The sequence below is a fragment of the Longibacter salinarum genome, from assembly GCF_002554795.1.
GTDB lineage: Bacteria > Bacteroidota > Rhodothermia > Rhodothermales > Salinibacteraceae > Longibacter > Longibacter salinarum.
On the sequence record NZ_PDEQ01000005.1, the window covers coordinates 1 to 23920 of the forward strand.

At 60.0% G+C, this 23920-nt stretch carries 19 protein-coding genes; 9 read left to right on the forward strand and 10 right to left on the reverse strand.

Annotated elements, in window-relative coordinates:
- Window positions 1–243: hypothetical protein (locus tag CRI94_RS17690; RefSeq protein WP_218919379.1), on the forward strand; the 243-nt coding region annotated here is incomplete at its 5' end.
- Window positions 244–396: 153 nt separating this feature from the next.
- Here the strand turns inward: CRI94_RS17690 and CRI94_RS10170 are convergent.
- The 5 genes from CRI94_RS10170 to CRI94_RS10190 form a co-directional block, all read right to left on the reverse strand.
- Complete coding sequence (locus CRI94_RS10170; RefSeq protein ID WP_098075608.1) at window positions 397–825, reverse strand: CBS domain-containing protein; 429 nt, start codon at window positions 823–825, stop codon at window positions 397–399.
- 373 nt (window positions 826–1198) lie between these two features.
- Window positions 1199–1546, reverse strand: a complete 348-nt coding sequence (locus CRI94_RS10175; protein ID WP_218919380.1) for a hypothetical protein — start codon at window positions 1544–1546, stop codon at window positions 1199–1201.
- A 103-nt stretch (window positions 1547–1649) separates the two neighbouring features.
- Window positions 1650–2516 (reverse strand): alpha/beta fold hydrolase, encoded by an 867-nt coding sequence (locus CRI94_RS10180; RefSeq protein ID WP_098075609.1) that lies wholly within the window; start codon window positions 2514–2516, stop codon window positions 1650–1652.
- Window positions 2517–2959: 443 nt separating this feature from the next.
- Window positions 2960–3403, reverse strand: a complete 444-nt coding sequence (locus CRI94_RS10185; protein ID WP_098075610.1) for a hypothetical protein — start codon at window positions 3401–3403, stop codon at window positions 2960–2962.
- 71 nt (window positions 3404–3474) lie between these two features.
- On the reverse strand, window positions 3475–6030 hold the full coding sequence (locus CRI94_RS10190) for a M14 metallopeptidase family protein (protein WP_245846158.1): 2556 nt from the start codon (window positions 6028–6030) through the stop codon (window positions 3475–3477).
- A gap of 169 nt (window positions 6031–6199) precedes the next feature.
- Here CRI94_RS10190 and CRI94_RS10195 point away from each other — a divergent pair, with 169 nt between their 5' ends.
- Complete coding sequence (locus CRI94_RS10195; protein ID WP_098075611.1) at window positions 6200–6487, forward strand: polyhydroxyalkanoic acid system family protein; 288 nt, start codon at window positions 6200–6202, stop codon at window positions 6485–6487.
- A 16-nt stretch (window positions 6488–6503) separates the two neighbouring features.
- Here CRI94_RS10195 and CRI94_RS10200 read toward each other — a convergent pair whose 3' ends face one another.
- Window positions 6504–6998: a DinB family protein gene (locus CRI94_RS10200; RefSeq protein ID WP_098075612.1), complete on the reverse strand. Its 495-nt coding sequence runs from the start codon at window positions 6996–6998 to the stop codon at window positions 6504–6506.
- A gap of 166 nt (window positions 6999–7164) precedes the next feature.
- Here CRI94_RS10200 and CRI94_RS10205 point away from each other — a divergent pair, with 166 nt between their 5' ends.
- Complete coding sequence (locus tag CRI94_RS10205; protein ID WP_098075613.1) at window positions 7165–7824, forward strand: DUF2459 domain-containing protein; 660 nt, start codon at window positions 7165–7167, stop codon at window positions 7822–7824.
- Window positions 7825–7975: 151 nt separating this feature from the next.
- Here CRI94_RS10205 and CRI94_RS10210 read toward each other — a convergent pair whose 3' ends face one another.
- Together CRI94_RS10210 and CRI94_RS10215 are read right to left on the reverse strand one after the other, a co-directional pair.
- Window positions 7976–9748, reverse strand: coding sequence for a SulP family inorganic anion transporter (locus tag CRI94_RS10210; protein WP_098075614.1), 1773 nt, complete (start codon window positions 9746–9748; stop codon window positions 7976–7978).
- A gap of 184 nt (window positions 9749–9932) precedes the next feature.
- Entirely contained in the window at window positions 9933–11390 is a 1458-nt protein-coding gene (locus CRI94_RS10215; RefSeq protein WP_098075946.1) for a Glu/Leu/Phe/Val family dehydrogenase, read from the reverse strand.
- Between the two features lie 538 nt (window positions 11391–11928).
- Between CRI94_RS10215 and CRI94_RS10225 the strand changes: the two genes are divergently transcribed.
- The 6 genes from CRI94_RS10225 (at window position 11929) to CRI94_RS10250 (ending at window position 20633) form a co-directional block, all read left to right on the forward strand.
- On the forward strand, window positions 11929–13914 hold the full coding sequence (locus tag CRI94_RS10225) for a cation:proton antiporter (RefSeq protein ID WP_098075616.1): 1986 nt from the start codon (window positions 11929–11931) through the stop codon (window positions 13912–13914).
- 180 nt (window positions 13915–14094) lie between these two features.
- Window positions 14095–16236 carry an amino acid permease gene (locus tag CRI94_RS10230; RefSeq protein WP_098075617.1) on the forward strand — a complete coding sequence of 714 codons (2142 nt, stop codon included), beginning with the start codon at window positions 14095–14097 and terminating at the stop codon, window positions 16234–16236.
- Window positions 16237–16760: 524 nt separating this feature from the next.
- Window positions 16761–17612, forward strand: coding sequence for a transporter (locus CRI94_RS10235; RefSeq protein WP_179862247.1), 852 nt, complete (start codon window positions 16761–16763; stop codon window positions 17610–17612).
- Between the two features lie 195 nt (window positions 17613–17807).
- Window positions 17808–18659 (forward strand): shikimate dehydrogenase, encoded by an 852-nt coding sequence (locus CRI94_RS10240; RefSeq protein ID WP_098075619.1) that lies wholly within the window; start codon window positions 17808–17810, stop codon window positions 18657–18659.
- A 77-nt stretch (window positions 18660–18736) separates the two neighbouring features.
- Complete coding sequence (gene pgeF / locus CRI94_RS10245) at window positions 18737–19480, forward strand: peptidoglycan editing factor PgeF (protein ID WP_098075620.1); 744 nt, start codon at window positions 18737–18739, stop codon at window positions 19478–19480.
- A gap of 142 nt (window positions 19481–19622) precedes the next feature.
- Window positions 19623–20633, forward strand: coding sequence for a YheT family hydrolase (locus CRI94_RS10250; RefSeq protein ID WP_098075621.1), 1011 nt, complete (start codon window positions 19623–19625; stop codon window positions 20631–20633).
- A gap of 132 nt (window positions 20634–20765) precedes the next feature.
- On the opposite strand, the gene CRI94_RS10255 is transcribed toward CRI94_RS10250, so the two are convergent.
- Both CRI94_RS10255 and recJ read right to left on the reverse strand, forming a co-directional pair.
- Window positions 20766–21599, reverse strand: a complete 834-nt coding sequence (locus tag CRI94_RS10255) for a prohibitin family protein (protein WP_098075622.1) — start codon at window positions 21597–21599, stop codon at window positions 20766–20768.
- 98 nt (window positions 21600–21697) lie between these two features.
- Window positions 21698–23482 (reverse strand): single-stranded-DNA-specific exonuclease RecJ, encoded by a 1785-nt coding sequence (recJ, locus tag CRI94_RS10260; protein ID WP_098075948.1) that lies wholly within the window; start codon window positions 23480–23482, stop codon window positions 21698–21700.
- Window positions 23483–23920 lie beyond the last annotated feature (438 nt).

Here is a 23920-nt window from a genome sequence, read left to right on the forward strand (position 1 = left end):
TTTCAACTGCATCGCACGCGGCTGCAGGCCCCGGAGCGCATCGCGAGGCTCGTCCTCGTACTCAGCCTCATCTACGTCTGGCTCATCGCGGTCGCAAGCGCCGTCGTCAAACGAGGCGACCGATGCTCCGTGGACCGATCCGACCGACGGGACCGAAGCTACCTTGCAATCGGCCTGCGATGGATCCGGCGATGTTTGCAGAACGACGCCCCCATCGACATGCGATTTACCCCCTATTTTTGAAAACTGTCCGGTAGCTAGGGTTCAAGGTTCAGGGTTCAAAGTTAGCGGCGCCCCGGTCCATGGCTCGGGGCGCCGCTTTTTATGTGTTGACGTAAGGGTCGCTCGCCCATCAACCCGTTCACACTTTAACACATCCATACCTCAACACACGCACTATCGCGCAAGCAGGCGCTCTCGAAGCACGCTCTGCTCGGTCTCGACCTCTTCGAGGCGTGATTTCAGGAGGTCCCCAATGCTGACGATGCCGACCAGAACGCCGTCCTCGAGAACAGGGAGGTGCCGAATGCGACGGCGGGTCATCGTCGACATCATGTCCTTCACTCCCTCATCCGGACTACACGTCACGACGGTCTGCTTCATCACCTCGCGCACGCTTTGACTTAGCGTTCGAGTACCTTCCGTTGCGAGCCGTCGGATGATGTCCCGCTCGTCGAGAATACCGACAAGTTTGCCGTCCCGCTCGACGACGAGCGCACCGATGTTGTGCTTTGACAGGAGGTTGACACTCGTCGCGATGAGTTCGTCAGCTGCAATCGTGACAGCGCCGGTGCCTTTTCGTTTGAGAATCTCTCGGGCGTACATGGGAATGAGGCTCGCTGGATGGGGGAAAACGCATGGTCAACGATCACCGCGTGAGGAGCGCCCGTTCCGAGCACTGTCGGGACATCGGGTATTGACGAATCGAGTGTCGCACAACACAACGCGAGCCAATTTGCCCTTGTACCGTCACACCGGGCACTCCATCACTTCGCGTCCTGCGACGCGGATCACACTTGCAGATTCAACTTCTTGGAAACTACACGAGTGTGGATTTCTTCGTCCTATACAAACGATCAGGGTGACGTAGGACTCTCCCGGATATGAATGAGGGAAAATCGATGATGCCCGAGGGTGGACAACCATCATCCAAATGGGTTCATGTCTTCCGGAGCACCCGGCATCCAGACCGCACGTGCTACATCCATCCGCTCCACCGCGCAAGCGTATACAGAAGACCGAGAGCGAACAGGCTCCCGAAGATCTGCTTGTTGTAGCGAGCCAGCCAGAGCGGGAGATAAATGTCGAAGTTGTCGGCGCGTTCATCCGTAAAACGCTCAGCAACGTTCGTTAACGGACAACGCCACTCATTGACGACGATAATGGCTACCTCCACAAGTACGATAGCGACCAGCACCGCTGCGACATCGAACTCGCCACGCCACGCGTAAACCGGCAGGGCGAGAATGCAGCCGGCAAAGAAAGCCCAGGCGACGGTGTGGATCCCCTTGATAAGGCGCAATGCAACCTGAGGACGCATAACCATGACATCAGATGTGAGCGTGCGCGTGGCGACAGGATAAGCAAAGAACCTGAGACATTTTACGTCAGAGTTGGCTCTCGCTCGCTCCCGTCCACCCGATGACGGATTAAGCGGTCGCCCGATGTCCGTCCAGGAAAGACATCACCGCGGAATTGTACGCAGAGGCATTGTCCTCGTGGATCAGGTGAGACGCTCCGGGAATATCGATGCGCTCGGTTCGTGGCAGCAGTTCCTCTAGCCGATCCACGAGTAGGTGAAAGACGGAGCGACTTGAGCCGCCCATCACGAGCAACGTCGGCGTCTGCATTTTTCGAAGTGCTTCATCATCCAGCTGAGGGAATCCCGACCCAACAAACTCAGCTCGGATGAGATTGTCGCGGACCTGCTGTTTTCTTTTCTCAGATAGATTCTGGTAGGTCGTTCGACCGAGAACCGCAGTGCCAAACCGTTGCATCACCTGCTCCATGTCGCCGCGCTCGGCGGCTTTCTCGGCAGGAATGAGTCCGCTCGCACCCATCCTGAGAATCGCTAGGGCCGTCCGCGGCCGGGTCATAAACAGCTTTAGTAGCTCCATCGGCTGCGGCGTGCTGCTAACGAACAGCGTAAGCACGGGCGGCTCTGAAAGAGCGAGCGTGCGAACGAGACCTAGATTCTCCTGAGCAAAAAGAAGAGAGACGAAAGCACCGTAGGAGTGACCGACGACATGCGCCGGCGTCGCATCAAGCACACGAACAATCTCACGCAGGTCGTCGACGTGCTCGAGCATCGAGTAGTCCGCCCCCGGAGGAATCGGCTCGTTCGGCCAGTGATAACGTCGACTGTAGGAAATGACGCGAAAGTGCCTGGAGAACGCCTCCTGCTGACGCTTCCACGTCCGACGATCGCTTCCGGAGCCGTGAACCAGGATGAGCGGCTCGCCGCGACCCGATTCGACATACTCGACCTCTGCGCCGTTCGCTCGTACTCGTGCCATAACCTCCCGGTCGTTATCCGAAGGCGTCCGGTCTCACGAACCAGGCGTTACGACGTGGACCCCTTGCCACGACCGTAAGCTACCGCGGAAATATCGAGGCCATTTCCCCTGTGTCTGTCTACGTACTCTGTAGAACGACGGGAAAAACCGACCGTTCTCTCGCACCGGGAAGCGTGGGAATGCGCCGATACTCGCTTCAGAGCGAATCGGACCGGCGATTGTCCGACCGGCGAAGACGACCAAAACCCGTTCATCGGATGGATCGCGAGAAAGACCGGACAGAAAGTCCCTTCAAAATCAGAGCTGAAGGTCTTTCGCCGACACACGCAGTAGACACAGCGAGCGAGATGCGCGACATCTCGATGTTTTGATCCTCGCGAGGACCGACCGGCGGGAGGTCCGTACATTTGGATCTTCGAGGGCTGTCCGCCCGCGCAGCCCCCCTAAATTCCCATCACGCCGATCAAGAAATACGTCAGTATGATCGCAGCGAGGCCAGCCCCCGCACTCGTCGCCCATCCGAGTGCACGTGAACGCGTCCATCCACTGATCCCCAGGCTCACGAGCAGCGCGGAGATCCCGAGCAGAAATGCCTGTCCGGAGAGGCGAAAAGCTGTGAGAAGCGGTCCAGGCATCTGCGCCTGTCGACCCATATCCGGGCGCTCGGCTAACCAGATCACACCCCAGGCACCCGCAACGGTCGCCACGAGAAGCGACAGAGCCGCCGTCACGGCCGCTCCCGCTGCCCACGTCACCGTCCGCTTCATTATCTCACTCTCTGCTCCCATCTGAAGCCATCCGATGGCCAGCGAGATCGAGAAGCCACCGAGCACGGCGCTGATGAAGGCCAACTGATTCTGTATTTCAGCAGCGGATTCAGGAATCATGGTTTGTGGAGAGCGTCGATAATCGAGGATGGGCTGTACGAGCAGAAAGCACACCGTCCTCTCGCGTGGGCCTACTGCCCGACGAAGAAGACAGCATTCGCGAACGGGATGAAGCCCCCGTACCAGAAGCCGCGAAAGAGTGGATTGCCGGAAAAGTACACGACGGTCCCGTCGCCGATCGACTGGGTGCCAAACACGAGCGTCTCATCGAGCCGGTCCTGCGCCTCATGACCCATGAACCCCGTCACCGGCTCACCATCGGCCAGCGTGGCGACATTCCACCCGTCGTCGGCCTTCAGGTAGGAAACAGCGTCGTCGCTGCGCTTCAGGGCGTAGTACGTTTCGCCCACCCCAAAACCGAGAGGATGACTGGTATCAACGGATGCGCGGTGGATGCTTCCGGGTGTTGCCGACGTCAGGGCATCGCGCGACCGATCCGCGTACCGGCGGGGTACGGCCGTCGTATCGGCTCCATGCGATGCCATCTCGATCGCAAACGGCGTGTGCCCGGCCAGGGCTTTCGTCGCTCCTCCCATCGTGACAAGACGCCCGCCCTCGCGGACCCATTCAGCCAGCATGCTTCGCTTCTCTTTGCTATCCCAGTCTCCCGCCAGATTCGGCAGAACCAGAACGTCAACGTCCTCGAGCGCCCGTGCGTCTGCATCGTCCGTATCGATCAGCGTCACCGGGTACTCGAACTGATGATCAAACGCGTACCAGACCTCACCGACGCGATAGGGACTTAGCGGCGACCCGCTGAGGAGTGCAACGTGGGGCGCTTTGATCGGGCGAACGCTCGACGACCCAAGGTCGGAGCCCCGATCCACGAATCCGCTCGCTACGCCGTGGAGCGCCCGGTTGTGCTTCGACGCAATGCGACGCACCTCCCGATCGAAGGCATCCTCCATCTCGAGATTATCGGCGCGGGGAATGATCAGAGCGCCGGCGTCATACGACTGCCCCTCGTGCTCGAACGGCTGCGTGGCCAGGCGAACGCCGAATCCTTGATGCAACAATTCGCCGAGGAACCGAGCATCCGCGCGACTGCCCCAACGCGTGATGTACGCGTACGACGATTCGCCGCCCTCGCCCATCTGCCGGGACGAGGCCTCACCGATGGAACCGGAGGTCGCTGGCAGGTCTCCCGTCACGGCCACGGCTTCGAGTCCGTACGCATAGGGCAGTCCCCACGACGTAATATCGTAGGTCAGCGAGTCGATGATCGTCGTCCGCGGCTCGAGCAGCACCTTGGCCAGTCGCGACTTCGGTTGAGCGGCAGGCACGAGCAGGTCTCCAGCCGAAACGTTCGCGCGGTCCATTTCCCCCGTTTCATAGCGGAGGCCACTCACGGTGCCGTCTTCTGCAACACGTCCATATTCGATCTTCTGACGGTCGAGATGGGCAGCCACAGCACGGAGACGGTCCCCGGAGGCATCTGACTTAATCACGAACCCACTGTATTCTCCCGGCGGGTTCTGCTGTGCCGTCTGGTAATAGCGGGAAAACTCTTCCTGCACCGTCTGGTGGTTCTCCGCTGCGACCTCTATGGTCGACATGCCCGCCGTGTGGTGGTGTGCAATCCGGTCGCCGAGTGTGAGAGTGTCGCCGGTTGCCGTGATCACCTTCAGGCCCGCGCGGCCGGACCCGCCCTGTTCGTAGGTCATGCCGATGGCTCCGTTGAAGATCGGCCACGTATCCCCGTATCCAGGATAGAAGAGATCGAACACTTCGCGCGTGAAGTAAAGCCACCCGTTTTGATCGAAGTACCGAGCGTTGTTGCGACCGATCGCGAACTGAAAAGAGCGTTGCCAGTCGGTGATGTCTTCGTGGAACGGGTCCGCCGCCGGCGCAAAATAGTAGGGATCATTGATGCCCTGCTCATGAAAGTCGACGTGGACGTGCGGCATCCACTCGTGGTACACGGCCAGACGCTGTTGCGTCTCCGGCTGCACGCCCCAGGCCCAGTCCCGGTTCAGGTCAAAGTAGTAGTGGTTGCTCCGACCGTTCGGCCACGGCTCGTTGTGCTCGCGAGCGATCTGTCGAGCACTGGGCGTCCGTCCCACCGTCCGCTTGTACCACTGCACGTAGCGCTCACGCCCGTCCGGATTCAGGCAGGGGTCGAGGAGAATGACCGTGTCCGAGAGCCATTCGCCCGTGCGATCGTTCAATGGATCCGCCATCTCAAACAGCGTCTGCATGGCCGCTTCGGTCGAGACCGACTCGTTGCCGTGGACGTTGTAGCTGAGCCAGACGACGGCTGCAGACGGTCCCTGCACTCGCCCGTCGGCCATTCCGGCGCGCCGAAGGTTGTTTTTACGGATCGCATCAATCTGATCGTGGTTTTCGGGGGAAGCCAGCGTCGCAAGCAAAAGGGGGCGACCTTCCACGCTCATGCCATACTGCTGAAGCGTCACCCGCGGCGAGGCCTCCGCTACGTGCCGGACGTAGTCAACCACGCGATGATGCGGCGTAAATTGTTGACCGAGATCATACCCGAGGTAGGCTTTCGGAGACTGAAGCGTCGCCGGGGCCGTGGCCGCATTCTGAGCGACCGATGCCGGCTGCGAAATGCCCATGATGAGGGCAACGATCAAAAATGCAGCGGCGACGTGAGGGCGTGCGTGCATAAAACGTCAGGGCTTCATTGAACGGGAGCCCTAAAGACTACGCCTTAGCACACTAAGAGGAAAGAGCCAGGGGTGAGGCGCAGTTGAAACGTGATCGGAACCTTTTTTACCACATGGAGATGCAGACCTTCCGCCACGCTGATTCGATCAGTCATTTATCTCCCCCGTCATGGCCGACATCGAAATTTCTCGCTCGCATTCTCTCGGTACCTCTGGTGCTCGTACCGCCGTCGAGAAGGTTGCGTCCAAGCTCCACGAAAAGCTGAATGTCGACACGGAATGGCAAGGCGACACACTCCATTTCGAGGGGAACGGGGCGAACGGCAATATCGAGGTGAAGGAGCAACACGTTTATCTGGCACTGAACCTCAACTTTGTGCTCAAATCAATGAAGGGTTGGATTCGAAACGAGGCGGAGAAATATCTCGATAAGTACCTTGCGCAAGCTAGCGCGTAGACGTACCCTGGCACGTTCAGCCGTCGGCATGGTCGCCCCACGCATCGAGTTGTCGACGGATCGTGATGATCTGGCCGATGTGATAGGCATTGTGGTCGGCGACGAGCAGTGCTTCACGCAAATAGGTCTGCTCGTCCCCATGAGGAACGGGTTCGTAGAGATCGATGGAATCGTCGCGTACCATGTCGCAGATCGACTCCAGGTCGGTCCGAAATCCCTCGACGGAGGACGTCCACACGGTGTCGTCATCTGGAGCCGACGCGTCCGGCCAGTAGTCGTTCGGCCACTCGCGCTCCGCATACTCCGGTGCCCTGCAGAACTCCAGAATATCGCGCTGAGCGATTCGCATGTGCTCTACTTGCTCCCACACGGAGTACGGCAATCCTTCCGGTCGAACGCCTCTCAGCTCGGGCGCCAGACCACCGATCGCATCGTCGAACGTCGCATGAGCCTGTCGAGCGGTTAGAAGGTTGAGAACGTGGTGGCGCAGAGCGTCTTCACGGTCAGCCATGGGTCGAAACGTTAGCAGAAGAAAGGAGCGGCAATCTTGCTCAGTACAAACGGGTTCTTCGCGTCTGATCCCCAGCGCCACGTTGTTTGTTCAGGAAAGAACACTCAGTCGCGCAGCGAATCAACACCCGAACACGTAAACACCCAGTTTCCTCAACACCTTCGCCATGCCCGCCTTCTTGAACTGGCGACGGGTCGTCGCCGTCCTTGTGATCGCGTGGAGCGGCCTGCTGATGGTCAGTTGTGGGCTTCCCCACGTGACGGTGGAAGATGACGGTCCGCCGGTGCACGACATATACGTCGTCGAATACGGCTGGCACGCTGGGATCATCATCCCGACGCAATCCCTCCCCTCCGATGCGCTCCCGGCATTTCCGGGCGTTCCCGCGTCCCCGTTCATTGACGTCGGCTGGGGCGAAGCGCGCTACTACCCATCGAGCGACCCCGGCACCCTAACGCTTCTCAGGGCAGGTCTGTGGCCCACGTCGAGCGTCGTGTACGTCGTCCCCATCTACGAGCGCCCACCCCCATCCAGTCGAGGAAGTAAGACCGTCCGCCTGCGGGTGAGTGATGCCGAGCTCCGCGCCATGGCGAACGCAATCCGATCGTCGATGCGCGTAACGGAGGACGGATCCGCCATTTTCGCCGCCGAGGGACACGCGCAGAATAGCCGCTTCTTCGAGTCTCCCCTTTCGTATCACGTTTTCAACAACTGCAATCACTGGGCGGCTGCAGTGCTCCGGGCGGCCGGATGCGACACCTGGCCCCGCTACACACTCACCGTCGACCGCGTCATGCGCCAGGCCGAGGAATGCTCGCGGCGATGAGTTCGGAGTTCAGGGTTCAGGGTTCAGGGTTCAGAGTTCAGAGTTCAGAGTTCAGTGTCCGAAACGGCCGTTACGGACAAACACTTGAATACTCTCACACCCACACACTTCCAAACGTTCACACTTCCACACCTCCAAACCGAAATCCGTATCATTCCTCGAACTCCCGCTCGGGCTCCGGGGGCTCCATCTCACTCAGATAGGTGTTGAGGCGATCGCCGCCGTCGTCGTGATCGAGATCTCGGAGGATGTAAAGCACGGCCTCGTGCGGATGTTTGTAAAAGTGATCTTCTCCGAGTCGCTCCCACAGGCCCGCCCGTCTCATGAGATCGCGAACCGGACCGATCAACCCAGTGAAGTAGAGATCGATACCCTCCTCGTCGAGCACGTCCAGGATGGAGTCCAGCGCCTCTGCGGCCGTGGTGTCGAGATCGTTGATGCTCGCTCCATCGATAACGACGGCTTCGATGCGATGGAGCTGCGTGCGACTCTTGTCGAGAATGAAGTTCTTGAAGTACTCCGCGTTCGCGAACGTAAACGCCGCATTCACGCGAAGAATGAGCACGCTATCGATCGGCGACGCCCCGTCCATCCTTCGCAGATCGTGATACGACCGCGTCCCCGGTACGTGACCGAGCTCCGCCATTTTCGGCCGACTGAGTCGGTACAGGGCAGCGACAATGGATGCCGCGACGCCGACCAGAATGCCTTCCTGGATCCCGACGGTCAGAGTAATAACCATTGTCAGGACCGCGATGAACGCCTCCCTTCGCTTTGTCTGGACCAGGTACTTAATTTCACCGATGTCGATGAGTCCGGCCCCGCTCACCACGATGATGGCTGCAATTGCTGGCATCGGCATATGGTACACCAGCGGGGTGAGCACCAGCAAGGTCGCACCGATCAGGATGGCCGCGATGGCATTGGGCACCGGCGTTTTTGCACCAGCGCGGTCGTTCACGGCCGAGCGTGAGAAGCTACCGGACACCGGCACGCTCTGGAAGACACTTCCGATCAGGTTCGCGCTCCCGACGGCAAACAGCTCGCGGTTCGCATCAATAGCATACCGGTGCTCCTTCGCGAATACGCGCCCAAGCGAGATCACGCTCATGAACTGAACGACAGCGAGGGTCGCGGCCGTGGGTAGGAGTTGCCAGAGATCCCCCTGCGAGATGTCCGGCCACCCGGCGCTCGGCAGCCCCGTTGGAACGCTTCCGATGACCTCGACGCCGGCCGCGCGACCGCCGAGGATCCATCCCAGCAGCGTCGCAACGGCCGCCACAATGAGCGCACTCGGCCACTTCGGACGCCAGCGAGCGATGGCCAACAGGCAGACGATACTCAACCCGCCCACCACAGCCGACGGCACGTGCACCATGTGCGCGTGGATCGCAGCATCAGCGACGAGTTCATGGACATACGCGCTCCGTTCTAAGTCAATGCCAAGCAGTGGGCCAAGCTGACTGGCTGCAATGATGAACGCGGCGGCGGTCGTGAACCCGGCAATGACCGGCCGCGACAGCAGGTCGGCCACGAAGCCGAGACGAAGGGCGCCCATCCCCAGTTGCAGCGCCCCGGCGATAGCGGCCGCCATCACCGCGAGGGCCACATACCGATTCGAGCCCGGATCCGCGAGAAGACCAACGCCAGCTGCGAGAATCAGCATGTCGATCGCAACCGGCCCGGTGATCAGCTGCCGCGAGGTCCCGAGAAGGGGATAGACGAGCAGCGGGACCAGGGCGGCGTACAGACCATAGATCGGCGGCAGTCCGCCGAGGACCGCGTACGCCATCCCCTGCGGGATCAGCATGACGCCCACCGTCAATCCGGCCAGCACATCGGTCCGGAAGTCGTCATTATCGTAGCCTGGCAGCCAATCCGTGATCGGCGTCAGCTGCCGCAGCCATCGGAGAAGGTGCGTCATGTGGGGGCAAAAAGTACAGTCGGTCGAAACCCATGATCCTCGCCTCGTCGGTACTCCCCGAATGAGGGATCGATCCAACGTGTAGGGAGGTATTTTCTGGTCTTTGCGTCATACAAAAAGCCCGCCGCCGAGCTCCAGGAAGAGTTGGCGACGGGCTGGTCTTGCTTCGTAACGCGCAGTGCGATCACGGGAAGAAGCCCATGGCGGTGTACGACTTGCCGATCTTGTTGATCGCGGAGCAGTACGCAGCTGTTCGCATGTCGATGCCTTTCTCCTCCCGGATAACGCGGACCTCGTCGTACGCGAAGGCCATCGTGTCTTCCAGACCGGAGTTCACGAGATCCTGCTCGCTGGCGCCGAAGCCAATGCGTTCGATCAGTCCCTCGAGGAGCTTGCTGTCGAAGTCTTCCGCCGTAAGCTCGTCCACGGCGCGGAGGATCCGCTCTGCGTTCCGCTCCTCGAAGCGACGGCTCATGCGGCCATGACGCACGTGCGAGAGGTTGCGGAGCCACTCGAAGTAGGACACCGTCACGCCACCGGCGTTGAGGTACACATCCGGAATGATGAGCATGCCCCGCTCGTTCAGGATCTCATCTGCGTCGGCGGTCAGGGGGCCATTTGCGGCCTCGGCGATGATCTTCGCCTTAATGTCGCCCGCGTTATCGCGGTCGATGACACCCTCCAGCGCAGCCGGAATCAGGATATCGCAGGGAAGCAGTAGCGCGTCCGCGGATTCCTCGATGTTTTTCGCGCCCGGGAAGTCGAGAATCGACCCGGTCGTCTTCCGGTGGTTCATTACCTCTTCGATGTCGAGGCCGTCGGGGTCGTAAATCGCACCCTCGATCTCAGCGAGACCGACGATTTTCGCGCCGCCTTCGTTCTGTAGAATGCGGGCGGCATGGTAGCCGACATTGCCAAGCCCCTGGATGACAACGCTTTTGCCTTCCACGCCGACACCGAGATCGAGCGCTTCCATATCGCTCTTGTAACTGCATGCCTCGCGGATGCCGTAATAAACGCCGCGGCCGGTTGCTTCCGTCCGGCCCCGGACGCCACCCTGTCCGACCGGTTTGCCCGTCACGCACCCGAGCGCGTTCAGGTCATCGTCGGTCATCTGGTTGTACGTGTCCATCATCCACGCCATCTCCCGCTCGCCGGTGCCGTAGTCCGGCGCTGGCACGTCGAGACCCGCACCGATGAAGTTCTTCCGGATCAGTTCGAACGTGTAGCGACGGGTGATCCGCTCCAGTTCGTCGACCGAGTATTCCCGTGTATCGATGCAGACACCGCCTTTCGCGCCGCCGAACGGCACGTCGACGATAGCGCACTTGTAGCTCATGAGGGAGGCCAGCGCCATCACCTCATCGACGTTGACGCTAGTCGCGTACCGAATTCCACCCTTCGTCGGCTTCTTGTGGTGGGAATGCTCGGCGCGGTAACCGCGAATAACATCAATGGAGCCATCGTCTCGCTTGATGGGAAACTCGAAGCGGACGATGTTGTCGCACGCGCGGATCTGGCCGAGGATGCCCGGATCGAGATCCGAGTGAGCGGCCGCCGCATCGAACATGCGGTTTACCTGCGCGAGAAATCCGTGCGGCTTTGTACCGTTTGACGTCGGCGTCGCCGTAGATGTGACCATGACAGAAGGGGTATCGAAATAGGGAACGTACGGGCCGTCGCCCGAGCGAATCACTGCAGGCTCCAGAGAGAAGCCTCACAAAACGGGCAACACAGACTGTACCGCATGTAAGGCAGCACATACCGCAACTGCAAGCGCTTCCGGACGCGGCCCTGGAACGTCTGCCGCTTTTTAACCCGGATGCGCAATACCTTGTCCGTCCCTTCATGATATCCGACCATGTTCGCTGTAAACATCGCCGGCGATGACGAACGAAAGTAGTCCATCGGGCCACGTCGACAAATCGTCCAACCTCGCGCGACTCCGGGTCTTTCTCCCGACGCATGTAGCTTTTCCAGACATCGTTGTGGGCGAAGAACCGTCTCTTTCGTCTTCGCACCGGAGAGATCGTCCTTTGCCGCTCGAGATTTTCCCCTTAGACGGCCAACGGAGTAGCGTCCCTGAACCCATCGCTTAAGCAACCGGGACCCCTACGGCGGGCACGTCAGTAGCACGAAAATGTCTCCCGTCGTCCCTCGCGCACAAGCTGATTCGGTTCGTGCCTGAATCTATCCTTCTCGACATCACCACGGTCATCGTCCTGGGCATCGGTGCTCAGTGGCTCGCCTGGCGATTCCGGCTCCCTTCCATTCTTCTTCTGTTGCTTGCCGGTTTTTTGGCGGGCCCGGTGCTTGGGCTGCTGTCCCCCGCCTCGCTTCAGGGCGACTGGCTGTTCGCCTTTGTATCCGTGTCGATCGGGATCATTCTCTTTGAAGGTGGGCTCAGTCTACGTCTCAGCGAGCTCCAGGCCGTCGGGTCCGCAGTTCGCAATCTGATCAGTATCGGGGTGTTCATTACCTGGGGCCTGGCGGCGTTCTTCGCGCACATTGTGATGGGGTTCAATGTCGAGCTCTCCATCCTGATCGGAGCCATTCTTACGGTCACGGGACCGACCGTCGTGGTGCCGCTCCTCCGACACGTTCGCCCGAGAGGCCGCGTCAGCACGGTCGCGAAGTGGGAGGGCATTACCATCGACCCGGTCGGCGCAATCATCGCCGTCCTCGTCATGGAAACGCTGCTGCTCATCCACGAACCGGCACAAAGTGGGGGACACACGGGCCTGAGCACAGCTGCAGAGCACGTCGTCATCGGTCTGGGACTTGAGATCTTCGTCGCCCTCGGCGTCAGTGTCGCAGCCACGTTTCTGCTGCTGATCATTCTCAAGCAGCGCCTCGTCCCGGACTTCCTCCGAAACCCGGTCACGCTCATGATTGTCGTGGCCGCGTTCGTGATTTCCAACGTTCTGAAAGAAGAGTCGGGCCTGCTCACCACAACGATCATGGGCATCGCGCTGGCAAACCAGCCGTATGCACCGGTTCAGCGCATCATCGAGTTCAAAGAGAACCTTCAGGTCCTCCTCATCGGGTCGCTTTTCATTCTTCTAAGTGCCCGCCTGGACCTTGGTGCGCTGGAGTTTATCACGATCGAGTCGCTCATTTTCCTCGGTCTCCTCGTCATTCTCGTCCGACCGCTGGCGGTCTTCCTGTCGACATTCAACACGCAACTTGAGTGGGAGGAGCAAGCGTTCCTCGCCTGGCTCGCCCCACGCGGAATCGTCGCTGCAGCGGTCGCCTCACTGTTTGCATACCAATTGCGCAACATCTACCCCGATCAGGTAGAGGCCGTCGTTCCGACGGTCTTTTTCGTCATTGTTGGAACGGTCGCGATCTACGGTCTAACCGCCGCCCCTCTTGCTCGCTGGCTGGGTATCGCCGAGCCAAACCCGGAGGGCCTGCTCTTCGTCGGAGCCGCGGAATGGGTTCGCCACGTCGCGGCGTTTCTCCACGAGCACGGCCATGAGGTTCACCTGGTGGATGCCAACGCCGACCACGTCCGCCGAGCACAGGAAGCAGACTTACCGGCCCGGCGCGCAAATGCTCTGTCTGAAACTGTTCTCGACGATCTGGACCTGAGCAGTACGGGACGGCTCCTCATCACCATTCCGAATGACGAGGTGGCGTCCCTCACCGCACTCCACTTCTCGGAAGTATTCGAGACCACCGACATCTACCAGCTCGCTGCAGAACATGAGAGCCGGCACAGCAAGGAGGGGGAGATGCCGAAACACCTGCGCGGCCGCCCCCTCTTCGGCGAAATGACGAGTTATGCCGATATCGAAGACCAGTTTAATCAGGGGGGTACGATCCGCGCCTTCGACCTGCAGAAAGATGGAGGGCTCTTCGACGATGGTGGCAAGGAGTACTACACGTACGAAGACCTCCAGGAGCAGACGGGGGACATCTCCGTCATCCCGTTCTTCATTCTTCGCGGCTCGGACCTGGTTATTGTTTCGGAAGAGAGCAACTTCTCGCTTCGTCGCGGGGACACGCTTATTGCCATGGTTGGCGCAAGCGAACGGGTCCACCTCGTCGAGGAGGGCGATAGCTCCGTATTCTTCTTTCAGGACCCAGACGCGGAACCCTCCGCACCAGAACCCGCTACGGAGACTCCGACGCAGGAGGAAAAAGAGTCCACATCCTCCTGATCAGGATTCTGCGCTGGCGGTACTCCGGTTACCCGGTTGTATCAGATCCTGCATGCCGCGTAACGTAGCGGTTGTCCCTCGGTGATTCATGGAGCTATAGGAAACCGCTCCCTCACCTGCGCTTTCACCCACCCCACGCGGCCCTCACCCCGTCGCTTCTACTCGGTTTATTTTGACATCATGGCTGCATCTTCCCCATCAGGTGCGAAGAAACTTGAAAAGTCGCTGACGTTGTTCGACGTATATGCGATCAGCACCGGAGCCATGTTCAGCTCTGGATTCTTTCTCCTCCCGGGTCTCGCGACAGCCGAGGCCGGGCCATCGGCGATTCTCGCCTATTTTATCGCCGGTATTTTGATCATGCCGTCCATGCTGAGCATGGCGGAACTGGCGACAGCCATGCCGAAGTCCGGCGGGACTTATTACTTTCTCGACCGGAGCCTCGGCCCCCTCGCCGGCACAGTTGGCGGGCTCGGCACATGGCTGGCCCTCGTATTCAAAAGTGCCTTTGCCCTCATCGGTATGGGCGCTTATCTCGCGATCTTCTTCGACGTCCCGATCAAGCCTCTGGCAGCGGCGCTCACCGTGGCATTTGCCGTCTTGAACGTTGTCGGCGCCAAGGAAACGAGTAGCCTGCAACGGATTCTGGTCGCCATCCTCGTCGCCGTCCTCGTCTTCTTTGCCGTTCAGGGGCTCATCACCGTTGCCGGTGGAGACCCGACGCAGGTGAAGGGCGGCTTCACTCCCTTCTTTGCATTCGGCGCCACCGGCTTCTTATCCACGATCGGACTGGTGTTCGTGTCGTATGCCGGGCTAACGAAGGCGTGCAGTGTCGCCGAGGAAGTCCAGAACCCAGACAAGAATATCCCGCTGGGCATGTTTTTGTCGCTTCTCACGGCGACGCTGCTCTACGTCATCGGTGTGTACATCATGGTGAGTGTCCTGGACCCGGAGCAGCTGCGCCAAGACCTGACGCCGGTCGCAACTGCCGGGGAGGTCTTTCTCACGTGGCTGCCGTATGACGGAGGATTGATCCTCGTTGTCGTGGCCGCCATTGCCGCCTTCGCCTCTACCGGAAACGCCGGCATCCTGTCTGCGTCGCGATATCCGCTTGCGATGGCGCGTGACCGCCTCGTCCCTGACAATTTCGCGCGACTCGGGCGGTTCAAGACACCGACCGCGGGCATCATGATTACGGCGTTCGTCATGCTCCTGGTCATCTTCGGGCTGAGTGAGGAAGGCGTCGCGAAGCTTGCCAGCGCGTTCCAGCTTCTGATTTTTGGGCTGGTTAACTTCGCCGTGATCATCATGCGCGAAAGCCGGATTCCGTCGTACGCACCCGGATACCGCTCCCCATTTTACCCGTGGACGCAGGTCTTCGGCATCGTGATCGCATTCTTTCTGATCACCGAGATGGGGCCGCTTGCGATTCTCTTCACCGGAGGCATCGTGGTGGTTGGAATCGCTTGGTACTTCTACTACGCACGCTCCGTCCCCCGGGAAGGAGCTATTTTCCACCTCTTTGCTCGTCTGGGCAAATTCCGCTACGACGGCCTCGACAGTGAGCTGCAGGCCATTCTTGAGGAGAAGGGGGCAACCGACGATGCCGCATTCGAACGACTGGTCGCCCAGGCCGAGATTCTCCATCTTGACGAACCGACCGACTACGAATCGGTCGTCGAGCGCGCCACGGAGATCCTGTCCAACCGCGTGTCGATCTCTGCTGAAACGTTGAAGCACGACTTCCTCGAGGGTACGCAGCACAGCGCGACGTCCGTGGCCCATGGAGCCGCCCTTCCGTACGTTCGAGCCAGCGGCATCAAGACGCAAGCGATGGTGATGGTGCACTGCCAATCCGGCATCTGCGTCGACATCGATCCCGAAATCACCGGTGAAGACGGGTCGGAGCCGGTCTACGCGATCTTCTTCCTCGTCACACCGGAAGATGAGCAAAGTCTCCACCTCCGTACACTGGCCACCCTCGCCAGCCGAACAGATGACGAAGACTTCCTCGTCGAATGGCGCTCAGCAAACGACGAGCAGGAAATCAAGGAGTCGCTTCTGCATCACGACCGGTACCTCACTCTTCAGCTGCTGAGCGGCACCAATACAGAAGCGTTCATCGGGCAGCGGGTGCGCGACGTCAACGTCCCGGCCGGCAACCTCGTCGCGCTAATCCGCCGACGGGGGGATATGATCATTCCGAACGGGAGCACGGAGTTCGAAGAGGGTGACCGAGTGACCATCATCGGCGATCCGAACGGCATTCAGCGGCTCTACGAGCTCTACCGTCGCGGCGAGCGGGAAGGCGTGGTGAGATAACCACCTGTTTGGCGGATGGATATCGAAACTGAAGGACGGTTGTTCATCCCTATGATAAGCCTGACAGTGATCGTTTCGCGATGACGCCGTAGGCACGGTGCGCGAGATCAACCAAACCCAGTAGTGCCAACATAGCGAGGACCGATCAGCGGGAGATCCATACCATCGGATCGCCGAAGGCTGTCCGCCGAACAGGTTCTAAACGTCCAGCAAACGAGGATACAGCCACAGACTGGTTGACGTCGTCTGGCCTCTCGTGCAGAAATTCCTGCGTAGCACATCACACACGCCTTTCGTCCCGTAATGCGACGCAGTTTTAACACAGGTGAAAGAGATGGAAAACGAACGATAAAAACACCTCTCAGCGGCGTTTGGGCGACACAGCGTAAAGGATTCGACTTGGGGCGTTAGACTATCGTTACCACGCCGCGTGGATCGACGGGTCGTGATGCACATACGGGATGGCTGGACGAGATGCGCCACGATTCTCGTCACGTCAGATTATTCATTTTCCCCGTTTTGCTATGAAGAACACGCGCTACGTAACACGAACTCTCTACGCGGCCCTTGCTGTACTCGTGGCCGCCACGATGGCGGTCCCATCGGCTCAGGCTCAAATGTATGACGAGCCGCTGACCTCTGACCGTCCGGGCTTCAGCAACGCTGCCGCGACGCTGCAACAGGGTGCCTTCCAGACCGAACTCGGCTACAGCTTCGCGAATACGGCGGATGTATTTGGAGACGAGTCCGCCTCGTCCCATAACCTGGGTCAGCTCCTCCTTCGGTACGGCGTGACCGATGCATTCGAACTCCGGGCGAACGTGGGTTCGTACGAATACCAGGAAGTCCTCGACCCATCCCTTACAAATCCGTCGCTAACGGATCCGGAAACGACCTACGAAGGTGGCTACTTCGGCCCATCCGTTGAAGCAAAAGCACGCCTTTTCCGGAACGAGACGTCGACGCTGTCGGCCTTTTCCTCAACCTTGCTTCCGGTTCAGACAGGTTTCTACGACAGCAACCCGGATCAGCGTGCGATCCAGACACTCGCACTGCTCCTTGACGGCCAACTGGGTACGGGCGTATCGCTCACCATCAACGGTGGAACGCAGTTCTACTGGGACGGTGGCGTGCAGGAAGATCGCCAGTTCTCGGCGCTCTTCATCCCGACCCTCAACTTCGCCATTAATGATCAGGTGGGAGCCTACGTCGGGTACTACGGTGAGTACACAGAATTCGCGAACACGAACTTCGTGGAGGGTGGACTGACGTTCCTCGCCAACGAGAACACGCAGCTGGACCTCAACACGGGATACCGTGTGGACGACAACCTCGACCAGTTCTTCATCGGTCTTGGCCTATCCCAGCGTTTCTAAGTGGCGCATAGCATGGTGAATGCGGCGCACGTTTTGGTGCCGCCATCATTCCGCGGACCGAGGGGCCACGTGCCTCCCGGTCCGTTTTTTATTTGCTCTCCGCTCTGCGGTCGAAGGCCGAACCCATTCGAGGACGCGATGTAACAGCCCGCGCTCCCGCAGACGTCTTTTCCAACACCGCCTCTCTCCACGCTCATGACTATCGACGCGAAGACGCGTCTCGTCACGCTCCTCGGTTTCCCGGTCGAACACTCGATGTCTCCTGCCCTTCACAACCCTGCCTTCGAAGCGCAGGGCGTGAATGCAGCCTATGTCGCGACGCCAGTGCGACGCGAGGATCTGGCAACAGCGGTGAACGGACTCCGAGCCATGCACTTCCTGGGAGCCAACGTCACGATTCCTCACAAACAGGCGGTCCTCCCGCTGCTAGATGTCGTGACGGAAACGGCCGAAGCGGTTGGGGCCGTCAATACGATCGTCTGCCAAGGTACGGACGACGAGATCCTGCGACTGAAGGGGGACAACACGGACGTGGCGGGATTTGTGATGCCGCTCGCCGACCACGCGACCACACTCCGCGACGGCAGCGCAACCATCCTCGGCGCGGGAGGCGCTGCCCGCGCCGTCGTCTACGGACTGCTCACCCGGTTCGACCTCCACCGCCTTACGATCGCCGCCCGGCGGCCGGAGCAGGCGGAGGCGCTCGCACGCGAATTCTCGCCATGGGCAGACGGTACGGCGGTTACGGCTACAGCACTGGCCGAGGCCCCAGTGCGTGCCAGCCGTTTGGTCGTCAATGCGACGCCGGTGGGCATGCACCCGAACGAAGACGAGACGCCATGGCAAACCGTGAGCGATTTCTCCGACGGCCAGATCGTATACGACCTTGTCTACAACCCACGCGAAACGCGTCTACTCCGCGAAGCATCGGAACGCAATGCCACCGTCATCGGCGGCCTCGACATGCTCATCGGACAGGCCGCCGACGCCTTCCGGCAGTGGACCGGACGAGAAATGCCGATCTCCCTCGTCCGCAGCGCCCTCTAGATTCCAATCCCCTCGCGCGACCTCGGGCGCATCTCCTATTCTCCTGCCTGCGCTTCTCTCCATCCATCCTGTTTGCCATGGTCATTCGTCCGAACGTCTTCGCCGACATGTCGCCCATCACGGCTGGATTCTCGACGCGCAACGGAGGCGTCAGCTCAGCGCCCTTCGACACGCTCAACCTCGGCTTCTCGACGGAGGATGACCCGGACAACGTCACGACGAATCGGCTCCGTTTCTGCAACGCTCTGGGAGCGGTACAGGACCAGATCGTGGAGGCCGGACAGATCCATGGAAAGACGGTTCGCGCCGTAGATGAACCCGGCGTCGTTCCAGAGTGTGATGGCCTCGTCAGCGATACGCCCGGCGTTCTGCTCTGCATCGGAACGGCCGACTGCGCCGCCGTGCTTCTCGCAGACCCCGACGCCGGCGTGGTTGGCGCCTGTCACTCCGGCTGGCGCGGAACCGCTGCGGATATCGCAACAGAAACGGTCAAACACATGGTTGACCTTGGCGCCCGCCCACAGCAGATGTCCGGATACGTCAGCCCGTGCATCTCACTGGATGCGTTTGAGGTCGGGCCCGAGGTGGCCGAGCAATTCGACGCAAAGTACGTGGAGCAACGGGCTGAATGGGATCGACCGCATGTTGACTTGAAGGCGGTGATTCGGGACCAGCTAACGCAGGCCGGCCTTTCCAGCGAGCGAATCGAGATCTCACCCTACTGCACCATGCTGGACAACGGCGACTTCTTCTCGTATCGTGCCGCAGGCGGGATCACGGGCCGCATGTTCGGCGCCATCGGTCGATCCCTGCGCCAATAGCTTTCATCAACGCCGATGCGGGGGATGCCCTACCAACCGCTTGGCAAAAAGTCGATCCAATTTATCGTTAGCGGGCACAGCGGAGGTTCGTTTTCGTTGAGGCGCCGTGACATTTTTACTTCGATGACCTTCTCTCTATCCTATGCCCATTGCTTCGTCTGATTATGCCGCGCCCGCATGGCTGATTGGAGGTCACGCTCAGACGCTCTACGCGACGCTCTTCAGGGGCGTGGACTTCCAGTACAAATACACGGAACGTATTAGCACGCCGGACGACGACTTTCTGAACCTCCACTGGACCAAGCCGAGCGATGCCGGAAGCGTATCGGAGCCGAGTCGCCTGAACCGCGTGGCCGTCCTCACGCACGGGCTTGAGGGCAGTGCCCAGCGCAACTACATGCGCGGGATGGCGAAAACGCTCGTCCGGCACGGGTGGGATGTGGTCGCCTGGGATCTGCGCGGCTGCGGAGAGGAGCTCAACCGAACCGTCCCGACCTATCACAGCGGGAAGACCGAGGACCTCGATGTTGTCGTGCAGCACGCCCTGTCGAAAGGATACGACCAGGCCGCCCTCGTTGGATTTAGCCTGGGCGGGAATATGACGCTCAAGTACGTCGGCGAACGGGGGGAAGCCATTGACGACCGGATCCAGCGCGCCGTCGCAATCTCCACGCCCGTCGACCTGGAGGCCTCGTCTCGCCGAATCTCCGAACGGTCGAACTGGCATTACACGCAGTACTTCCTCCGATCGCTGCGCGAGACCGTTCGCCAAAAGGCCGAGCGCCATCCAAACGTTGTCGACCGCACGCTCATGCAGGGCGTCCGTACGCTCACAGACTTCGACAACGCCTTCACCGCCCCACTCAACGGCTTCCGCGACGCACAGGACTACTACCGGCAATCCAGCAGCAAACAATATCTTGGCGAGATCGCGATCCCAACCCTTCTGCTGAACGCGGCCAACGACCCGTTCCTCCCGGACGAGTGCTACCCGCACGAGATCGCCCGTGATCACAACCTGCTGACCCTCGACACCCCCGGCGAAGGCGGTCACGTCGGTTTCGTCTCGTCCGAGCCCGATGGTGCGTACTTTTCGGAAATCCGAACAGCCGACTTCCTCAGCCAGCAGGTCGTCGCGATCACCAACGCCTGACGAACGTCCCGTAAGTGCTACGGATCACGGGGACACGCCTTCGCACCGGCTGATCCACAATTCAAAATATTCATTCCGCACTTCGCACTTCACACTTCGCAATCCACATCTCGCATTTCGAAATCCCCGACCCTATTGCCCGCCGAGGATAATCGGCAGCCCACCGGACTCAGAGCCGCCAACGACCACGACCTTCGAATTCGACGATTGCGCCAGTTCTCGCGTCGCCTCGATGCCTTTGAATCGCAGGAATTCAGGGGACAGGCTTTCCGTGATGATCCGCTGGTATTCGGCTTCTCCCTCGGCCTCAATTCGCTTCCGTTCAGCCTCCAACTCTTCCTTCTGCAACGTGTACTCGTAGCGCTGCGCCTCCTGCTCCTCCTTCAGCTTGTTCTCGATCGCGCTCTGAATCTGTTGCGGCAGGCGAACGTCGCGGATCAGCACCGCCTCGATCGTCACGTACTCGGTCTCCACGCCCGTACGAACCCGGTCGATCATTTCTGTTTGTAGCTCCTCGCGTTTGCTGGAATAGAGTTCCTCGGGCGTAAACAACCCGACGACCTCACGGGCCGCGCTACGGAGCTCGGGCTGAACGAGCTTCTTGTAATAGTCCGTGCCGTACGTGGTGTGCAGTTGCGGAAGCTTTCCTGCGTCGGGCTTCCACCGAACCGACACGTCCATTCCGATGGACAGGCCGTTCGACGAGAGCGCGGTGATTTTCTCAAGTTGCTCCTGCACTCGGACGTCGTAGCGAATGATATCGACCCACGGCGCGTGCACCTTCAGCCCTTCACCGACGGTATTATCGAGATTGGTCCCCCCGAAGACGCTGTACTTCACGGCGGCCTCTCCACTTTCGACCGTCGTCGACATGCAGCCGGGAATCAGGATGGCAAAGAAAATGAGTCCAACGATAGCGCCTCCGACACGGAGAGCGGCTTTCGTGAGATTGGGATAGCTTGCCATACTGGAGACCTGCAGGTTGCAATTCGAGAGAGAAAAAAGCGTACATCTAACGTCGACGTGAGCGACGTCTGCTACGGTGACGAGGTACCAACAATCGTTTAAGCCGACTCCTTCTGCAGGACGCGCTCACTGCTTTCCAGTCGTACGTCGCGGCATTTGAGCTGGAGGGTCGTGCGACCATTCCACGTGTTCTCCTCGACGGAATACAGCAATTCGATCGGTTCGCCGGAATCATAGCTCTCGCGAACCACGTCCAGTTTGTTGCCCATGCCGAAGCCGATGACGTCGTAGCTCTGACGCGAGTCGGAGTCTGCCTCCCGCACACGAAACTTCAGGTGGTTACCGCCACGGCCAACCGTCCGTGGCTTGCCGTCCAGAACGAGATTGCCGGAATGAAAGACGGGCGTCGCGTTCGCCGGCCCGTGTGGACCGAACTGCTTCAGCACCGCCCAGAAGCGACCGCGGTGCTCCCCGACAACGTCCAGCGGCATGGACGCGTCGACCTTGATCGCCGGCGTCAGCATTTCGGCCGTGATCCGCTTCCCAACCGCCTCGTCGAACGCATCGCGGAACGCATCCACCTGATCCTCAGGAAGAGACATGCCCGCGGCGTAGTCGTGCCCTCCGAACTGAGTGAGCACATCTTCGCAATCCGACAGAGCGTCGTACACGTTGACGCCCGAAATCGACCGTGCCGACCCTTTCACCTCGGCGCCATTCCGGGCCAGGAGAATCGCGGGCTTGTGGAAATGCTCCACGACGCTCGATGCTACGATGCCGATGATGCCGAGATGCCATTCGGGGTTGTAGAGAACGAGTCCGTGCGGCGTGCGCGACGTGATCTGGCGCTCCGCCAGCTCGATCGCTTCCTTTTCGATCCGATCGTTGATCTCGCGACGCTCCCGGTTCAACGTCTCCAGTTCCCGGGCCATCGGTAAGGCCGTCTCGACATCCGGCGCGAGCATGAGGTCGACGGCGAGGTCCGCCTGCGCCATGCGCCCGGCCGCGTTGATGCGCGGACCGATGGTAAAGACAATTTTCCCCGTCGACGTGACATCCGCCAGATCGAGATCTGCCGTCTGTGCCATCGCGCGCAGTCCGGGGCGAACCTCGTCCTTCTCCTGCAACACCCGCAGGCCCTCGGCCATCAGCACTCGATTTTCGCCGTACAACGGGACGATGTCACTAGCCGTGGACACCGCGAGGAGATCGAGGTAACGAAACGCGTCGTCGGCAGGCTGCCCCAGCCGATCGAGCGTTGCCTGCACGAGCTTGAACCCAACGCCACATCCGGAGAGCTCCTTGAACGGATACTCGCAATCATCGCGCTTTGGGTCGAGGATCGCGACCGCTTCTGGAAGCGTAGCCTTGGGCGTGTGGTGGTCGCAGATGATGAGGTCGAGACCGAGCTCACGGGCATACGCGGCTTCCTCCATCGCCGTGATCCCGCAATCGAGAGCAATAACCAATGTCGCTCCGATCTCGCGGGCCCGATCCAGCCCCCGCGACCCAAGCCCGTACCCGTCCTCGTAACGGTCCGGAATAAAGACGTGCGCATCGACTCCCTGCGACCGCAGAAAGTCCGCCATAAGAGCGGAGGCCGTTGTCCCATCTACATCGTAATCGCCGTACACGAGTACCGGATCGTCCGACTCGATCGCCTCCGCGACGCGATCGGCCGCTGCCTCCATGTCCTGCATAAGGAAGGGATCGTGGAGCGCTTCACGGTCTGCCCGAAAGAAGTGCCGCGCCTCATCAAACGACGAGACGTTGCGAAGCGCAAGAGCACGAGCGAGCGCTTCCGGCAATCCATTGAGCTCCTTCTGAAGATCAGAAATGACATTCGGATCGTCGACGGAGCGGAGAATCCAGCGATACGTCATATGCGGACCGAAACGATACATTCTATCAGCGGACATGAGACCGACAAGCGAATCGGCCGGCACTCACTATCTTAAGACACATCGTGTGCTGTATCATAACATGCGATGGGGATTCTGTCTGAAAACTCCACGATGACAGCCTTTCTCAACGAAACCGGAATATAGTTAAAGAACGTACCCTTTACTCACGGAGAGATCTCGTCTCGACGAACGCATCGCTCTGTCAGGTGACGAGCACCGAATCCCTGTGGGGCTGCCAGTGAAGTGCTTACCAAGACCGCTCCCACGGCACGCCCCTTGCTTGAGTAGACAACCCTTTGACATTCCAAATGAAGGCACTCATCGGCGGTGCAACGTAATTTTTATGCGCCGAAAGCTATTTGCTGCCGAGAGAGTGGACACGCGTGCACCCTGGAACGTTTAGGTGGTACAATCAAT

What these genes read in the sequence shown, in the direction of transcription:
- CRI94_RS10235 (WP_179862247.1), top strand. Translation starts at nt 16,761, where the DNA reads ATGAAGAACACGCGCTACGTAACACGAACTCTCTACGCGGCCCTTGCT.
- CRI94_RS10200 (WP_098075612.1), bottom strand. Translation starts at nt 6,998, where the DNA reads ATGGCTGACCGTGAAGACGCTCTGCGCCACCACGTTCTCAACCTTCTA.
- pgeF (WP_098075620.1), top strand. Translation starts at nt 18,737, where the DNA reads ATGGTCATTCGTCCGAACGTCTTCGCCGACATGTCGCCCATCACGGCT.
- CRI94_RS10180 (WP_098075609.1), bottom strand. Translation starts at nt 2,516, where the DNA reads ATGGCACGAGTACGAGCGAACGGCGCAGAGGTCGAGTATGTCGAATCG.
- recJ (WP_098075948.1), bottom strand. Translation starts at nt 23,482, where the DNA reads ATGACGTATCGCTGGATTCTCCGCTCCGTCGACGATCCGAATGTCATT.
- CRI94_RS10170 (WP_098075608.1), bottom strand. Translation starts at nt 825, where the DNA reads ATGTACGCCCGAGAGATTCTCAAACGAAAAGGCACCGGCGCTGTCACG.
- CRI94_RS10205 (WP_098075613.1), top strand. Translation starts at nt 7,165, where the DNA reads ATGCCCGCCTTCTTGAACTGGCGACGGGTCGTCGCCGTCCTTGTGATC.
- CRI94_RS10230 (WP_098075617.1), top strand. Translation starts at nt 14,095, where the DNA reads ATGGCTGCATCTTCCCCATCAGGTGCGAAGAAACTTGAAAAGTCGCTG.
- CRI94_RS10195 (WP_098075611.1), top strand. Translation starts at nt 6,200, where the DNA reads ATGGCCGACATCGAAATTTCTCGCTCGCATTCTCTCGGTACCTCTGGT.
- CRI94_RS10240 (WP_098075619.1), top strand. Translation starts at nt 17,808, where the DNA reads ATGACTATCGACGCGAAGACGCGTCTCGTCACGCTCCTCGGTTTCCCG.
- CRI94_RS10250 (WP_098075621.1), top strand. Translation starts at nt 19,623, where the DNA reads ATGCCCATTGCTTCGTCTGATTATGCCGCGCCCGCATGGCTGATTGGA.
- CRI94_RS10215 (WP_098075946.1), bottom strand. Translation starts at nt 11,390, where the DNA reads ATGGTCACATCTACGGCGACGCCGACGTCAAACGGTACAAAGCCGCAC.
- CRI94_RS10185 (WP_098075610.1), bottom strand. Translation starts at nt 3,403, where the DNA reads ATGATTCCTGAATCCGCTGCTGAAATACAGAATCAGTTGGCCTTCATC.
- CRI94_RS10190 (WP_245846158.1), bottom strand. Translation starts at nt 6,030, where the DNA reads ATGCACGCACGCCCTCACGTCGCCGCTGCATTTTTGATCGTTGCCCTC.
- CRI94_RS10175 (WP_218919380.1), bottom strand. Translation starts at nt 1,546, where the DNA reads ATGGTTATGCGTCCTCAGGTTGCATTGCGCCTTATCAAGGGGATCCAC.
- CRI94_RS10210 (WP_098075614.1), bottom strand. Translation starts at nt 9,748, where the DNA reads ATGACGCACCTTCTCCGATGGCTGCGGCAGCTGACGCCGATCACGGAT.
- CRI94_RS10255 (WP_098075622.1), bottom strand. Translation starts at nt 21,599, where the DNA reads ATGGCAAGCTATCCCAATCTCACGAAAGCCGCTCTCCGTGTCGGAGGC.